Here is a 14,478-nt window from a genome sequence, read left to right as displayed (position 1 = left end):
GTGAGGAGCCCCAGGCATGAAAAAGATTGAAGCCATCATCAAGCCGTTCAAACTGGACGAGGTGAAGGAAGCGCTGCAAGACGTCGGCGTTCAGGGCCTCTCCGTCATCGAAGTGAAGGGCTTTGGCCGTCAAAAAGGCCACACCGAATTGTACCGCGGCGCAGAATATGTCGTGGACTTCCTCCCCAAGGTGAAGATCGAAGTTGTGCTCGAGGCCGACCAGGTCGATGCCGCCATCGAGGCCATTATTGAGGCCGCAAAAACCGACAAGATTGGCGACGGCAAGATTTTTGTCTCTCCCGTTGAACAAGCCATCCGCATTCGTACCGGCGAGTCCGGCACGGACGCGCTGTAAACCGAATTACCTGACATTAAAATCAGAAGGACCAAGGGAATGAGCACAGAAGCAGTTCTCCAGATGATCAAAGACGAAGATGCGGCCTATGTCGACATCCGCTTTACCGATGTGCGTGGCAAGCTGCAGCACGTCACCGTGGATGTGGATCTGGTTGATGAAGACTTCCTTGAAGAAGGCTTCATGTTTGACGGCTCTTCGATTGCAGGCTGGAAATCGATCGAGAACTCCGACATGAAACTGATGGCAGACACCACGTCCGCCTATGTAGATCCTTTCTACGCCGAGAAAACCATCTGCATCCACTGCTCCATCGTAGAGCCCGACACCGGCGAAGCCTACGAGCGTGATCCCCGCGGCACCGCGCAGAAAGCCGAGGCCTATCTGAAGGCATCCGGCATTGGTGATGTGGCCTACATGGGCCCCGAAGCCGAATTCTTCCTGTTCGACGACGTGCGCTATTCCAACTCGATCAACAAGGTTTCCTATGAGGTCGACGCGACAGACGCCTCCTGGAACACCGATACAGAGTATGAAATGGGCAACATGGGCCACCGCCCAGGCCTCAAAGGCGGCTATTTCCCGGTAAACCCCACCGACGAAAGCCAGGATCTGCGCTCTGAAATGCTGTCGACCATGAAGCGTCTGGGCATGAAAGTGGACAAGCACCACCATGAGGTTGCGTCTTGCCAGCACGAGCTGGGCCTGATCTTTGACAGCCTGACCAAACAGGCCGACGAGATGCAGAAATACAAGTATGTGATCCACAATGTGGCCCACGCCTACGGCAAATCCGCAACCTTCATGCCCAAGCCTATCTATGGCGACAATGGCACCGGCATGCACGTGAACATGTCGATCTGGAAAGACGGCAAGCCGCTCTTTGCTGGCGACAAATACGCTGATCTGTCGGATGAAGCCCTGTATTTCATCGGTGGCATCCTGAAGCACGCCAAGACCCTGAACGCCTTCACCAACCCGGCGACCAACAGCTACAAGCGCCTGATCCCTGGCTTTGAGGCCCCCGTTCTGCGCGCCTATTCCGCGCGTAACCGGTCCGGCTGTGTGCGGATCCCATGGACTGAATCGCCCAAGGCCAAGCGCGTTGAAGCCCGTTTCCCCGATCCGGCCGCCAACCCCTACCTGTGCTTTGCAGCCCTCTTGATGGCTGGTCTTGACGGCATCAAGAACAAGATCGACCCCGGTGAGGCCATGGACAAGAACCTCTATGATCTGCCCGCCGAAGAGCTGGCCGATATCCCAACCGTTGCGGGTTCCTTGCGCGAAGCCCTCGACGCTCTGGCAGCCGACCACGACTTTCTGATCCAGGGCGACGTCTTCACCAAGGACCAGATCGAAGGTTATATCGCTCTGAAAATGGAAGAAGTTCAGACCTATGAGCACACGCCGCACCCTGTTGAATACGGCATGTACTACAGCTGCTAATCCCTTGTGATTAGACTGGTTTTGAAAGGGCGCCCCAATCGGGCGCCCTTTTTTCATTGCCGTGTTTACGCCACGGGCTGTGCAAGATGGACATGGGCGCGCTTGTCTCTTGAAGCAGATGCTTGGCTTCTGTAGGAAGGCGCGTTCCAGTCCCCTGAAGAGGAACCATCTAATGCCTGACACCGCCCCCGCGCCCACCGCGCCGATGACCCTTGGCATTGACTTTGGCACCTCGAATTCCGCTGCGGGGATCGCCGTGGGGGGGCGCCCCTTCCTGGTTGAAATGGAGCCCGGCGAAACCACTCTGCCGACAGCGGTGTTCTTTGAACCCAAACGCCCCATGCGCATTGGTCGCGCGGCGACTCGCGCGCTGATCAATGGGGAAGAGGGTCGTTTTATGCGCGCGCTCAAGAGCTTGCTGGGCACGCCGCTGTTGCGCGAAGAACGGCGGCTGAACGGAGAGGTCACCGACTTTATCAAAATCATCGCCCGATTTTTGGCAGAAGTGAAATCCCGCGCCGAAGCGGCCACAAATCAAAGCTTCACCTATGCGCTGTCCGGCCGCCCCGTGCATTTTCACAGTGCCGACCCGGCCCGCGACGCCCAAGCGGAAATCGACCTGCGGGATTGCTACATCGCGGCCGGCTTTGAAGATGTGCAGTTCCTGTACGAGCCAGAGGCCGCCGTGCGCTCTGCCGCGCCGGTAGCGGGGCTGGGGCTGATCGTGGATATTGGCGGCGGCACCTCGGATTTCACCCTGTTTGAACAGGCCGCCAGTGGCGAGACGCAGATCCTAGTCTCGCATGGGGTTCGGCTGGGCGGCACCGATTTTGACCGCCAGATCAGTATTGATCATGTGATGCCGCTGTTGGGGCGGGGTGGCCAGATCCGCAACGCCTTTGGCAAGGATACCCTGCCCGCCCCCAACCGGTTGTTCAATGATCTGGCCACCTGGCAGATGATCCCCTTTCTCTATGCGGCCGACAGTCGCCGCGCTGCCCGTGATCTGGCCAAATACGCGGTTGAACCAGAGCGGCTAAACCGCCTTGTTTCAGTGCTGGAGGATGAGTTGGGGCACGATCTGGCCTTTGCGGTGGAACGTGGCAAGATCCTGACCAATGGTGCCGATACCAGCAACCCGCGCATCGATCTGCGGATCCTGGAACGCGGGCTGTCGGCCCCGCTGGCCCCGGCGCAGATGCAGCACAGCCTGGCCGCGATGATGGATCAGATCGCCCGATGCGCTGCCGAAACCCTGGCGCGCGGCGCTGTCACGCCAAGCCAGATCGACCGGCTGGTCATGGTGGGTGGCTCCTCCCTTCTGTCCTCGCTAGAGGCCGCACTCTGCCAGCTGTGCCCCAATGCCCAGATTGAAAACCACAATGCCATGACGGCGGTGGCCGATGGGCTGGCGCTCAGCGCCGCCGGGGCCTTTGCCTAGACCAAAAGCCCACAGGCAGACTGGCAGTGGCACGTCTGACCTGCCACAGCCCGATTGGGCAAGCAGGGCTCACTGGGAAGCAGGGCCAACTTTTCCCGCTGGATTTTACCAGCAGGCAGGCTAGGCTTTGCAGGCCCTTTTGCTTTCAGGATCCCATTTCATGCGCGCCTTTGCCTTGCCTGCCTTTGCCCTTTCTCTTGCCCTGACGAGCGCTGCCCATTCTGCCCCCTGCGGCAATACTGCTGCCGGGTTTGACAGCTGGAAGGCAGATTTTGCCAAACATGCCCGCCGTGCCGGGGTAAAGCCCGCCGGGTTGCAGGCCCTGGCACAGGCGCAATATGCCAGCCGCACCATCGCTGCCGACCGCAACCAGAAAAGCTTTCGCTACAGTCTGGACAAGTTCATGCAGATCCGTGGTGCCGCAACAATCGTGGCCCAGGGACGCAAGCGTAAAGCCCGCAACCCGGAGTTCTACGCCGCGCTAGAGCGCAAATTCGGCGTCCCGGCCGGCGTTCTGATCGCCATCCACGGTATGGAAACCGCCTTTGGCAATTTCATGGGCGATAGCCAGGTGGTATCGGCCATTGTCACATTGACCTATGATTGTCGCCGCTCTGACTTCTTTGAACCGCACGCCCTGGGTGCGCTCAAACTGGTTGATCAGGGGGCCATAACCAGCGCCACCCTGGGCGCCAAACACGGGGAACTGGGCCATACCCAGTTTCTGCCCGGCAATGCGCTGCAGTACGGCGTCGATTGGGATGGCGATGGCCGGGTCAATTTCTACGACATGGGCGATGCCCTGGCCTCTACCGCGCGCTATCTGCAAAAGAATGGCTGGAAACGCGGCAAAGGATACCAAGAGGGACAGCGCAATTACCAGGTGTTAAAGCAATGGAATGCCGCCACGGTGTATCAACAGTCGCTGGCAATCATGGGGCGGCAAATTGATCAGTAATCAGTGCAGGCCCATCCGCACCGCCCTGCCGCGCAGCAACAGGGAATCTGTGGCGGGCTGAACAATCGTGCCCACATCCCGCAATTGTAGGGGATGCGGCATCAAAGTGGCCGCAGAGCGCCCATTTGTTGCCCCATTCTGGCGAACTGAAGCCAGGGCATACATACAAAAACCTGATTTTGTTTAATTTTTACGGATCATATGCCATTTGGCGAAAATCTTAAGTTTCATTCCCCTATTGACCCTGACTGCCTCACTTTTGATCCAGATCGCCGCCTATTGTTTCCCCAGAGCATCCCGAATGGAGGACCCTGACGGTGGCACAGATCGAGCATTACAAAGGCAAGCTGGGGTTTAACCACCGCAGCGAGGAAACACTGGCACTGGCGCTGACAGAGCTGCTGGACACGATGGAAGAGTTTGGCCATCCCGCACTGCAGATCACCGCCCGCGAGCCCCACCGCATTGGCCTGGACTGCGATCACTACCGTGTGAGCCTGCGTCTGCGCCGCATTCCCCTGCGGCTGGGGGTGCGCACCCCCAAAAACCTGCCAACGCCCGCCGCCTATATCGAACTCAAGATGACGCCCAGTTTTCATCAGGGCTGCGACCAGGAGATCACTGAAATTCTGCTGGCCGAGCTGTTGAAACGGCTGACACTGGCGCTGGATCCGCTGGTCATCTTTTGGCAGGAAACCGATAAAGCCCTGACACCAAAACAATTCCTTGGCGCCTTTGAACAGGCGGAAACCTGGGCAGAACCGGTGCTGGAACCCGATGCGACACACGCAGTAGAACCGAAAAAAGAACCGGCAGCCTTGGCTTGCGCGCAGGCTGCGCCACAGAACGATATGTCCAGCGCCACGGCAGATATGGTACCGCAGCCCCTGAAGCGGACCGCATCAGAACCCACAATCACGGACACGGACACGGACACGGATGCGGATGCGGCGCACAGCACAACAGGCAGAGCCCGGGCAGCCGCAGCCGACCGCCTTTGGAAGGCAGACAAGGCCCGCGCCGAAGCCGAGGCAGAGCGCGCCCGCGGACAAGCGCGCTTTGGCTCGCCGGATGCAGTCACCCCGGAGCTGGAGCGCCATCTTGATGAACTTCAGCCCCTTCCTGGCCGTGCAAGGCTCTCGCGTGCTGCAAAACCGGTGCCCGCTGTCGCGGCCCCACAGGTCAGCTATCAGTCGGTCTTTGGCAAAAACCGCCTGCACCGACTGCTGGCCCTGCCTCGTGCCACTGTTTCGACCCTGACAAACGGTCTGCGCGGGGTTGATCTGATATTTTCTCTGCGGGCTGTGCTGACCGCCTTTGTGGTGTTGTTCCTGCATGGTTCGGGCATGGTGCAGGCCGCTGCCCGCGCTTTTCTACCCCAGTAATCCGCTTATCGCGCAGCGGATACACTACCCCACTGCGCCATGACATCCTGTTTGTGAACCATATAGGTATGGATCGAAAAGATCACCGCGCGGGTCTTGGGCAAGCGCAGGATCACCTGTTGTTCGCTGCGCATATAGGGCGCGTCGTCGGCATGGCTGTCGTCACGCGGGGCATTTTCCAACCGTGGCGCATGCAGATCGGGTGCCTGGTACCACAGCGCGTTGAACCGCCAAAGCGGACGCCCTACCTGAACCCCATCAAACAGGCGCTGAACACGGGCGGCGATATTGCCGTCATAGCTATCCACAGTATGGTGAATGCCAACCAAAGGGCGCATGAATTTCTCGCGCAGCGTCCAACTGGCCGGAAAACACAGCACCGCCCCTGTCAGCACATGTTCGCGGCTGTCCTCATGCCGTTCCAGTATGCAGAAATCTTCCTGGCAGATCTGGCCCAGCGTGGCCAGCGGGTCTTGCCAGTCCAGGCTCACCGTAACCCCGTCGGGGCGCGTAACCTGGTCCCGGGCACCGCCATAGCGATGATCCAGCACCAGTTGCAACAGCTCTTGTGCCGCCGGAAAGGCCGCGGGATCCAGCTGCAGCACCTGATCGCGCGCCGCCGCCAGCAATGCTTCGCGTTCTGCCATCTGGCCTGCAAAGGCTTCATCCGGTTGCAACCAATCCGCCATCTGCAAAGGCGCGATTCCTGGCAGTTTGTTTTCGGCCAAAGGGTTATGAGGAATGGATTTTTGCAGAATCATATGCGTGGCCCCGGCTTGCTGTTGCGCATCTGCATAACAAATCCCGCCCCCAGGTTCGCGCAAAAACGACAGCGCTCTAGCTCAGGCTTTGGACCAGCATGCCTGCCGCAGCAAGCGCGATCAGAAACCCGGCCCCCACCTCTAACACAGGCACCACCTGTGCCGCCCGCCCCGCCCTTGTGAACAGCGCCAGCGCACTGCCGCGCAGCCCAAGCGCCGCCAAGCCGACAGCAATGGTCACCGAGGCCGTCCCCAGGGCCATGGCAAAGGCCCCTGCAACCCCAGCCAGAGCAATGCCCATCTGCCAGGTGATAATCAGCACGAACAGCGCCCCCGTGCAGGGCCTGACTGCGATGCTGGCAATCAATAGCAGGGCTTCTCGCCAACCCGAGACCGCCTCGACCTCGGCCAGGCTGGGGCCGTGGTGGTGGCCGCAGTCGGCGCAGGGCTGCGCTGCCGGATCAGCAGAGGGCGGCACATGGGAACAGTGCTGATGCCCGCCATGTGCATGCGGGCTTGTAGCAGGCTGGGGATCGCCAGTGCCATCTGCTGGATCCGACCGGCGGAACATCTTGCCTAGCCCCCGCAACAGAAGCCACAGACCAATGCCCGCAATCGCCGCATAGCTGACCGGAGCCATGGTGTCTTCGGCGATACCGATCATGCTGTCGCGGCCCAGCTGCAACAGCATGATCGCGCCATAGACCAGAACCACCGCCGTCACCGCCTGCCCCAGGCTGGAAACCAGTGCCAACACACCAAGACGCGCCCAGGGGATCGCCCGCGCCATGCCATATCCACCAATCAGGATCTTGCCATGACCCGGCCCAATCGCATGAAAGAACCCATAGGAAAAACAGACCAGCATCAACACCGACAAGGCCCCAGGTTCCGCCGCCCGCAGGGCCCGCAGGCTGCGGGCAATCTGGTTTTGAAACGCGCGCTGGTGACCCGCCGCCCATTCCCCCAGTGGGGCCAGAACATCCTGCGCCCCCCACCAGAGCAGTAAACAAAGCACAAGACTTGCGGCCAGTAGGGCTAGGGGTTTTACGAGGTGGAGCATGAAACACGGATCTCTGTTGCGAACTCGCCGCCGATCAAGGGGAAGTCGTTTTCTTCCAAGTCGGCATTGGCATCCAGCCGCAACAGCTGCGCCTGCATCTGCGCCAAACCGCCGACGATATCTGGCTCTATCAGTTCCAGCAGGCATTCCCCTTGCTGTCGCGCAGGCAGGGTCACCGGCAGCGTGATATCATAGGCTGTGTAATAAGACGGATCAAAGGCTTTCATCGAAATCGGCCCCTGCCGCGATCTATCCGTGGGGGCGATGCGCCGAATATGACTGCTGATGATGCGCCCCTGATCCAGCGCGGTGGTCGCCTCCAGCGGCCCCGAAAGCGCCAAGAGTGCGCCCCCTGCATGAATTTCGAGATCGCCGTTAAATCCCTCGTCCCAGTTGGTATCGAAACCAATCAGCCGCGCCCGCTCTGCCGGGGTTAAGATCCCATCACCATCCTGATCCAGCTGCAGGTCTTCGGTGATCAAAAGCGAATAGAATTCATCATATTGCCACGTGACTTTTACCTGAGACAGACGGCCTGCATCGTCAAATTCCAAGGCAAACCCGGTATCCACAAAGATATGCGGATGCGCCACGGCAGGCACAGGCAGCAGCACCGCTGCCAGCACCCCGGAATAGAAAAATCGAAACCTCATAAGGCGAGAGTCTATGGCGAGACCAGGCCCGCCGCAATCGCGCAGCCCTGCCCCAGGACGTCGCATCGGCAATAAGGCGCTGACAGGCCAGAGGTTTCTGGCGCCACCCTAAGGCATGCAACAGAAACGACACCCCAAACGATAGCGGCCGCACAGGCGGCCAGGGGCCTGTGCCAGCAAGCACAGTGCATCACCTTCACGTGACCTTTCGCCCGACCGCCTTGTCGCCACGCCGATGACTGCGCAGTCTAGAGGGACCAAAAGCGAGAAAGCCCCCATGCCCACCGAAGCCATCACCTTTCCCGGCCATTCTGGCGATACCCTGGCCGCGCGGCTGGACCTCCCCAATGGGCCGGTGCTGGCAACGGCGCTCTTTGCCCATTGCTTTACCTGTTCCAAAGATATTCCGGCCGCGCGGCGCATTGCCGGACGTCTGGCCGCCATGGGCATTGCCGTATTGCGTTTTGATTTCACAGGCTTGGGCCATTCCGATGGCGAATTCTCCAATACCAGTTTCAGCTCTAACGTGGCGGATCTGATTGCCGCCGCGCAGTATCTGGCAGGGCGCGATATGGCACCTGCCTTGCTGGTTGGGCATTCTCTGGGCGGTGCGGCCGTCTTGCGCGCCCGGGCAGGCATTCCCACCATCAAAGGCGTTGTCACCCTAGGGGCCCCCTTTGATCCGGGTCATGTCTCGCATCACTTTGACGCAGCCCTGCCTGAAATCCGCGCCAAAGGCCAGGCCGAGGTCTGCCTGGGGGGGCGCCCCTTTGTCATTACCCGCGATTTTGTCGAAGATATCTCGGCGGTGGCACTTGCCCCGGCCATCGCCGAACTGAACGCCGCCCTGCTGGTGATGCATGCGCCCCGCGATGACACCGTCAGCATCGACAACGCCGCCGATATCTTCACTGCCGCCAAACACCCCAAGAGCTTTGTCACCCTGGACAATGCCGATCATCTGATTTCGCGCAGCAAAGACAGCGAATATGCGGCAGAGCTGATTGCCACCTGGGCCGGGCGCTATATAGATTTGACCCCGCCCGCGCCGCCCCCCGGTGCCCCCGAAGGTGTGCTGCGCGTCACCGAGGCAGACCCGGACGGCTTTTTGCAAGACATCCAATCCGGCCCCCACCACCATGCCTATGCTGATGAGCCGCTGGCCTATGGTGGCACCAACCGGGGCATGTCGCCCTACGGCTTTGTCTCGGCCGGGCTGGGGGCCTGCACCTCGATGACCCTTCGCATGTATGCCCGCCGCAAAGGCTGGCAGCTTGATAGCGTCAGCGTTGATATAAGCCATGATAAAGTACACGCACAGGACGTGCTGCCCTCGGGGCCTGCCAAGATCGACCAGTTCATCCGTGTCATTCGTATTTGTGGCACCCTGAATGCAGAGCAACGCGCCAAGCTGCTGGAGATCGCTGATAAATGCCCGGTACACCGGACCCTGGAACACAGCGCCAAGGTGGTGACAACGCTGGAGGAAGAGCACCCGATGATGTGACCACCCGCGCCTGTCCCCTGGCAGGCCTGAACCAAGCCTCCACCACGCCACGAAATGATATTGATACATATCAAAGCGCCCCTCTCTGCTCCCTGTCATCTTGGCTATAGCAAAATGGACGACCAACCAATCTGAGGAGACAGGCATGGGACTTTTTTCGAAACTCGGACAGAGCACCGATCTGGTCGAAGGCATGGCGGAGCGACTGGGCGTTGACCTGATCGACGGTATCGCCAAGGATCCAGCGGGCGAGGCCCGCAAACTGCGCCGCGCCGTGCAAAATTGCAGCCATTGCACCAATCAGGTCGGCTGTTCCGACCTACAGGCTAGAAACAGTGAATTGGCCTCGGCACCGCAATATTGCCGTAACCGCGATACGCTGGCGCATATGTCCAAGCGCTAGCCTACTTCAGCACCACAGTTCAGTCCTAATGGCGGTCCCTACGCCACAAAGGGGCCGCTACTGCTTTGGCGCGGGCCAGTCTGCCCGCCCCGACAGCTATGACGCCTGCGCAGGATGCGACATATTTCATATTCACCTGCCCAGACTTGCCCAATTGGCCCGTCTGCCGTATGAGGCGCCCTATCAACTGGACAATCCCATAAAGGTGCTTTCGCCGATGATCCCTCGCTATTCCCGCCCCGAAATGGTCGCCATTTGGTCGCCCGAGACCAAGTTCCGCATCTGGTACGAGATCGAGGCCCATGCCTGCGAGGCCATGGCCAACCTGGGTGTTATCCCGCGTGAAAACGCTGATGCAGTCTGGAAAGCCAAGGATGTGGAATTTGATGTCGCCCGCATCGACGAAATCGAAGCTGTCACCAAACATGACGTCATCGCCTTTCTGACCCATCTGGCCGAACATGTGGGCAGCGACGAAGCACGTTTTGTGCACCAGGGCATGACATCGTCGGATGTGCTGGATACCTGCCTCAATGTACAGCTCGTGCGCTCGGCGGATATCCTGATCAAGGATATGGAAGCCCTGCTGGCTGCCCTGAAGAAACGCGCGCTGGAACACAAAGACACCGTCCGTGTTGGCCGCAGCCACGGCATCCACGCCGAGCCCACAACCATGGGGCTGACCTTTGCACGTTTCTATGCCGAAATGGACCGTAACCTGGCGCGTCTGAAACTGGCCCGGACAGAAATTTCCACTGGCGCGATTTCCGGCGCGGTTGGCACCTTTGCCAATATCGACCCCGCCATCGAAGAACACGTCTGCGCCGCACTGGGCCTGTCGCCCGAACCCATTTCGACCCAGGTGATCCCCCGTGACCGCCATGCGATGTTCTTTGCCACCCTCGGGGTGATTGCCTCCTCCATTGAAAACGTCGCCACCGAAATCCGCCACATGCAGCGCACCGAAGTGCTGGAAGGCGCGGAATTCTTCTCCATGGGCCAAAAAGGCTCTTCGGCGATGCCACACAAGAAGAACCCGGTTCTGACCGAAAACCTGACCGGTCTGGCGCGGCTGGTGCGTTCGGCTGTCATCCCGGCTCTGGAAAACGTCGCCCTTTGGCATGAACGCGATATCTCGCATTCCTCCGTTGAACGCGCCATCGGTCCCGACAGCTGCGTCACCCTGGATTTTGCCCTATCCCGCCTGACTGGCGTGATCGACAAGATGCTCGTTTTCCCAGAAAACATGCTGGACAACATGAACAAATTCCCCGGCCTGGTGATGAGCCAGCGGGTACTGCTGGCCCTGACGCAGGCCGGTGTGTCGCGCGAAGACGCCTATTCCATGGTGCAGCGCAACGCGCTGAAGGTCTGGGAAGAGCGGCTCGATTTCCGTGAGCTGCTGCTGGCAGATGCCGAAGTCGTGGCAGCGCTTGGCGTTGATGGCGTCGAAGAAAAGTTCAACATGGACTACCACACCAAACACGTCGACACGATCTTTAGCCGGGTCTTTGGCGACTGATTGACGCCTTTGGGTGTCATCGCCCAATCTGATCACAAGCACAAGAAACGCCCCCTTAAATTGAGGGGGCGTTATTGATTTTACCCATATTTTTGCCTGAAACCGGCATTGGCAAACGTAACATTACAATAAAACGGTATGGGCGATCATGCTTCCATTTGCGCAATTTGACGAAGAACTGGTTCTGTCCTGCGTGGAAGAGTACAGCCACCACACAGGCCAAACAAAACCATTTGCCATCACCTGCCTGGATCAATCGACCCGCTTTCCGACAGAACGTTTTGTCTTTGTGCTGTCGCAGGATGAGAAACCGCAGCTGGTTTTGAAACTGGATTGCGCCCCCAAGGCAACCCGGCTGATCAAAGAGTTCAAGCTGCTGCAACAACTAGAGGCAGAGTTCGCACCAGAGGGGCGCCTGACGGTCATAAAGCCGCTGTACCTGTCCCCTCATGGGCATTTTCATGTTACTGCTTTTGCTGCTGGAAAAGCCGCAAAGCAAAAAAACTATGCAGATCCTACCCCGGAACAGGCCCGGCAAGTCTATCGCCGCGGCGGGGAATGGCTGCATCGCCTTCATGCAAGCGCCCCGCAGGAATGGGCTGATATCTGGCTGAACTGGATGCTGGAAGAGGTTGAAAAACATCGACATCCCGGGGGGGATTCAACCCTGCGTGAATAGCCTGAAACGGTATATTTCGATCATGCAGAAAGATCTGTCGCGATTTGATCATCGCCAAGGTACCACCGCGCTGAGCCATGGCGATTTTCATGGCGGAAATCTAATTTTGGCACAGGGTTGCAGCTATGGGCTCGACTTCACCGAAACCGATACCAAGCTTGCAGTTTATGACATCGTAGATTTTCTCAAGATGGATATCTTTGCCACTGCCCAGCCCGATCACATTGGCCCGGATGGCATTCGCACTAGCAGCCGAGAGATGTTCCTAAAGACCTATCGCCACCCCGTAGATGCAGAACTGTTGAGCTATTGTCTGCGCGGGCGCCTGCTGATCGAATGGGTCAAGATCAGCTGTGACGCCTATAACAGCAGCGCCTTTCAGCGCAAAAAGTTCAGCGCCTTGCAAGATCGCCTCTCAAAGGCCTTTACGCAGCCTCTGCAGGGAAGCTGACGCCCGCATCAGGCGGTCACGTCAACGTGACCCGGTGCCATATGATACTTGTACCCCAGTCTAGGTTTTGCGCTAAACTACCCGCTATCTTGCCCTCGTCTCGCGGAGTTGCCCTATGCGTTACCTTGTTCTAGCCGCGGCCCTGAGCCTGCCCCTGCCCGCCTTTGCCGCCGGGGACAACACCTGGTCCCCGCCAACACCGACGGAGACAACAAAAACCTGCAAGGGTAAACGCGTCTGGGATGAAGACAAAGGGCGCTGTGTACGGCCCAAAGAATCCTCGCTCAACCAGGATGAGCTGTTTGATGCCTTGCGTGAACTCGCCTATGCCGGGCGCAACGCCGATGCCCAGGCGGTGCTGGCCACCATGCAGGATCAAACCGCAGCCCGCGTTCTGACCTACTGGGGATACACCCACCGCAAACTGGGGAACCGCAGCCTGGCCAATGCCTATTACGAACAGGCCATCGCCCAAAACCCCGACAATCTTCTGGCGCGCTCTTACATGGGGCAAGGCTATGTAGAAGAAGGCCAATTTGGCCTGGCCCTGGCGCAGTGGAAGGAAATCCGCGCCCGTGGCGGAAAGGGCAGCTGGCCCGAGGTGGCGCTGCTTCAGGCTTTGGAAACCGGTGCCACATCAAGTTATTGAGCTTCAGCATTTATTTACTGCTTATGGGGTAGTTTGAACCTGACCGAAAAAGAATCTTTTTGGCTAGGGTGCTAGAATGCTGCAAGATGATATGTTGGCGCTACCAATGTCCACCGGTATGGGTGGCGACATGGGTGGAATGGGGGACTTCTCTGCTCCTGCTCCGGTGGCCATGGGGGGCGGTGCCGTAACCACTCCAAAGCTCAGCGGTAAGGCCAAGGCCGCCATCGTTGTGCGGCTACTGCTCAATGAAGGCGCAGATATTCCAATCGAAGACCTGCCAGACGAACTGCAAATGGAATTGACCCAGCAGATGGGGAAGATGCGTCTGGTGGATCGCGACACGCTCTATGCGGTTGCCAGTGAATTTGCAGAAATGCTCGACAATGTCGGGCTGACCTTTCCCAATGGCCTGGCTGGGGCGCTTACGGCAATGGACGGGCGCATCAGCCGCCACACCGCCAGCCGCCTGCGCAAAGAGGCCGGTGTGCGCCAGTTTGGCGACCCATGGGAACGCCTGAAGGCCCTACCGCCAGAGGATCTCGCCGCACTGGCCGAGGCCGAAAGCATTGAGGTCGCCGCCGTTCTGCTATCCAAGCTCGACACTGCCAAGGCGGCACAAATGCTGGTACACCTGCCCGGGCCCGTGGCGCGCCAGATCACCTATGCTGTCAGTCACACCAGCAACGTCACCCCAGAAACAGTTGATCGTATTGGGCTTTCCCTTGCGGGTCAGGTCGACGCGCGGCCAGATCTGGCCTTTTCGTCCACCCCCGGCCAGCGGGTTGGCGCAATTCTCACCGAGGCCGCCGCCGCCAAGCGCGAAGAGGTTCTGTTTGCACTGGAGGAAGAAGACCAGGAATTCGCCACCGATGTGCGCAAATCCATCTTTACCTACGCGCTTTTGGCACAGCGAATGCAGCCGCTGGACGTGCCAAAACTGATGCGTATCCTGGCCGCGCCAGATGTCATCACCGCAATCGCTTTCGCCTCGGATCCCGACGATGTTGCCACCAGCGAGTTCCTGCTAGACAATATGTCCAACCGTATGGCCAACAATATCCGCGAAGAAGTGGCCGAACGGGGCAAGGTCAAACGCGCCGATGGCGAAACGGCCTTTGGCCTGATTGTTGGGGCCATGCGTGATCTGATCAACACCGGCGAGATCGAACTGATCTCGGAAGAGGACGAAGAGGCATAGGAGC

At 59.1% G+C, this 14,478-nt stretch carries 15 protein-coding genes; 12 read left to right on the top strand and 3 right to left on the bottom strand.

Going from position 1 to position 14,478, the window contains the following annotated elements:
• Positions 1-16 precede the first annotated feature (16 nt).
• From ACN0VH_RS01265 to ACN0VH_RS01245, 5 genes are all read left to right on the top strand, one after another.
• Positions 17-355, top strand: a complete 339-nt coding sequence (locus ACN0VH_RS01265; protein ID WP_232402261.1) for a P-II family nitrogen regulator — start codon at positions 17-19, stop codon at positions 353-355.
• Between the two features lie 39 nt (positions 356-394).
• A complete protein-coding gene (gene glnA / locus ACN0VH_RS01260) occupies positions 395-1,801 on the top strand; it encodes a type I glutamate--ammonia ligase (protein WP_278922363.1) in 1,407 nt (468 codons plus the stop codon).
• 172 nt (positions 1,802-1,973) lie between these two features.
• Complete coding sequence (locus ACN0VH_RS01255; protein ID WP_417699214.1) at positions 1,974-3,242, top strand: Hsp70 family protein; 1,269 nt, start codon at positions 1,974-1,976, stop codon at positions 3,240-3,242.
• Positions 3,243-3,402: 160 nt separating this feature from the next.
• Positions 3,403-4,200: a lytic murein transglycosylase gene (locus tag ACN0VH_RS01250; protein WP_417699213.1), complete on the top strand. Its 798-nt coding sequence runs from the start codon at positions 3,403-3,405 to the stop codon at positions 4,198-4,200.
• A 317-nt stretch (positions 4,201-4,517) separates the two neighbouring features.
• Positions 4,518-5,585 carry a hypothetical protein gene (locus ACN0VH_RS01245; RefSeq protein ID WP_417699211.1) on the top strand — a complete coding sequence of 356 codons (1,068 nt, stop codon included), beginning with the start codon at positions 4,518-4,520 and terminating at the stop codon, positions 5,583-5,585.
• A 5-nt stretch (positions 5,586-5,590) separates the two neighbouring features.
• On the opposite strand, the gene ACN0VH_RS01240 is transcribed toward ACN0VH_RS01245, so the two are convergent.
• The 3 genes from ACN0VH_RS01240 to ACN0VH_RS01230 form a co-directional block, all read right to left on the bottom strand.
• Positions 5,591-6,346, bottom strand: a complete 756-nt coding sequence (locus ACN0VH_RS01240) for a heme-dependent oxidative N-demethylase family protein (protein ID WP_417699210.1) — start codon at positions 6,344-6,346, stop codon at positions 5,591-5,593.
• Positions 6,347-6,422: 76 nt separating this feature from the next.
• A complete protein-coding gene (locus ACN0VH_RS01235) occupies positions 6,423-7,409 on the bottom strand; it encodes a nickel/cobalt transporter (RefSeq protein ID WP_417699209.1) in 987 nt (328 codons plus the stop codon).
• Positions 7,394-8,062: a DUF1007 family protein gene (locus ACN0VH_RS01230; RefSeq protein WP_417699208.1), complete on the bottom strand. Its 669-nt coding sequence runs from the start codon at positions 8,060-8,062 to the stop codon at positions 7,394-7,396. Before ACN0VH_RS01230 ends, ACN0VH_RS01235 begins: the two co-directional genes overlap by 16 nt.
• Positions 8,063-8,339: 277 nt before the next feature.
• Here ACN0VH_RS01230 and ACN0VH_RS01225 point away from each other — a divergent pair, with 277 nt between their 5' ends.
• The 7 genes from ACN0VH_RS01225 to ACN0VH_RS01195 all read left to right on the top strand — a co-directional run bounded on the left by ACN0VH_RS01225 (position 8,340) and on the right by ACN0VH_RS01195 (position 14,474).
• Complete coding sequence (locus tag ACN0VH_RS01225; RefSeq protein WP_278922370.1) at positions 8,340-9,569, top strand: bifunctional alpha/beta hydrolase/OsmC family protein; 1,230 nt, start codon at positions 8,340-8,342, stop codon at positions 9,567-9,569.
• Positions 9,570-9,714: 145 nt separating this feature from the next.
• On the top strand, positions 9,715-9,972 hold the full coding sequence (locus ACN0VH_RS01220) for a DUF6455 family protein (protein ID WP_417699207.1): 258 nt from the start codon (positions 9,715-9,717) through the stop codon (positions 9,970-9,972).
• Positions 9,973-10,189: 217 nt separating this feature from the next.
• A complete protein-coding gene (gene purB / locus ACN0VH_RS01215) occupies positions 10,190-11,494 on the top strand; it encodes an adenylosuccinate lyase (protein ID WP_417699206.1) in 1,305 nt (434 codons plus the stop codon).
• 148 nt (positions 11,495-11,642) lie between these two features.
• The gene (locus tag ACN0VH_RS01210; protein WP_417699204.1) at positions 11,643-12,173 is read left to right on the top strand and encodes a hypothetical protein; all 531 of its coding nucleotides are present in this window, start codon (positions 11,643-11,645) and stop codon (positions 12,171-12,173) included.
• The gene (locus ACN0VH_RS01205) at positions 12,166-12,624 is read left to right on the top strand and encodes a phosphotransferase (protein ID WP_417699203.1); all 459 of its coding nucleotides are present in this window, start codon (positions 12,166-12,168) and stop codon (positions 12,622-12,624) included. Before ACN0VH_RS01210 ends, ACN0VH_RS01205 begins: the two co-directional genes overlap by 8 nt.
• A 115-nt stretch (positions 12,625-12,739) precedes the next feature.
• Positions 12,740-13,273 (top strand): hypothetical protein, encoded by a 534-nt coding sequence (locus ACN0VH_RS01200; RefSeq protein ID WP_278922374.1) that lies wholly within the window; start codon positions 12,740-12,742, stop codon positions 13,271-13,273.
• Between the two features lie 76 nt (positions 13,274-13,349).
• Positions 13,350-14,474 carry a flagellar motor switch protein FliG gene (locus tag ACN0VH_RS01195; protein ID WP_278922375.1) on the top strand — a complete coding sequence of 375 codons (1,125 nt, stop codon included), beginning with the start codon at positions 13,350-13,352 and terminating at the stop codon, positions 14,472-14,474.
• The last annotated feature ends 4 nt before the right edge of the window (positions 14,475-14,478 follow it).

This window comes from Pseudophaeobacter sp. (genome assembly GCF_048267565.1).
Taxonomy (GTDB): domain Bacteria; phylum Pseudomonadota; class Alphaproteobacteria; order Rhodobacterales; family Rhodobacteraceae; genus Pseudophaeobacter; species Pseudophaeobacter profundi.
The sequence above is the reverse complement of the archived record's forward strand: the minus strand, read 5'-3'. Positions and strand labels throughout refer to the sequence as shown.

Coding starts and splice junctions, on each gene's coding strand:
- ACN0VH_RS01235 (WP_417699209.1), bottom strand. CDS start 7,409: ATGCTCCACCTCGTAAAACCCCTAGCCCTACTGGCCGCAAGTCTTGTG.
- purB (WP_417699206.1), top strand. CDS start 10,190: ATGATCCCTCGCTATTCCCGCCCCGAAATGGTCGCCATTTGGTCGCCC.
- ACN0VH_RS01225 (WP_278922370.1), top strand. CDS start 8,340: ATGCCCACCGAAGCCATCACCTTTCCCGGCCATTCTGGCGATACCCTG.
- ACN0VH_RS01200 (WP_278922374.1), top strand. CDS start 12,740: ATGCGTTACCTTGTTCTAGCCGCGGCCCTGAGCCTGCCCCTGCCCGCC.
- ACN0VH_RS01265 (WP_232402261.1), top strand. CDS start 17: ATGAAAAAGATTGAAGCCATCATCAAGCCGTTCAAACTGGACGAGGTG.
- ACN0VH_RS01250 (WP_417699213.1), top strand. CDS start 3,403: ATGCGCGCCTTTGCCTTGCCTGCCTTTGCCCTTTCTCTTGCCCTGACG.
- glnA (WP_278922363.1), top strand. CDS start 395: ATGAGCACAGAAGCAGTTCTCCAGATGATCAAAGACGAAGATGCGGCC.
- ACN0VH_RS01240 (WP_417699210.1), bottom strand. CDS start 6,346: ATGATTCTGCAAAAATCCATTCCTCATAACCCTTTGGCCGAAAACAAA.
- ACN0VH_RS01210 (WP_417699204.1), top strand. CDS start 11,643: ATGCTTCCATTTGCGCAATTTGACGAAGAACTGGTTCTGTCCTGCGTG.
- ACN0VH_RS01195 (WP_278922375.1), top strand. CDS start 13,350: ATGCTGCAAGATGATATGTTGGCGCTACCAATGTCCACCGGTATGGGT.
- ACN0VH_RS01255 (WP_417699214.1), top strand. CDS start 1,974: ATGCCTGACACCGCCCCCGCGCCCACCGCGCCGATGACCCTTGGCATT.
- ACN0VH_RS01220 (WP_417699207.1), top strand. CDS start 9,715: ATGGGACTTTTTTCGAAACTCGGACAGAGCACCGATCTGGTCGAAGGC.
- ACN0VH_RS01230 (WP_417699208.1), bottom strand. CDS start 8,062: ATGAGGTTTCGATTTTTCTATTCCGGGGTGCTGGCAGCGGTGCTGCTG.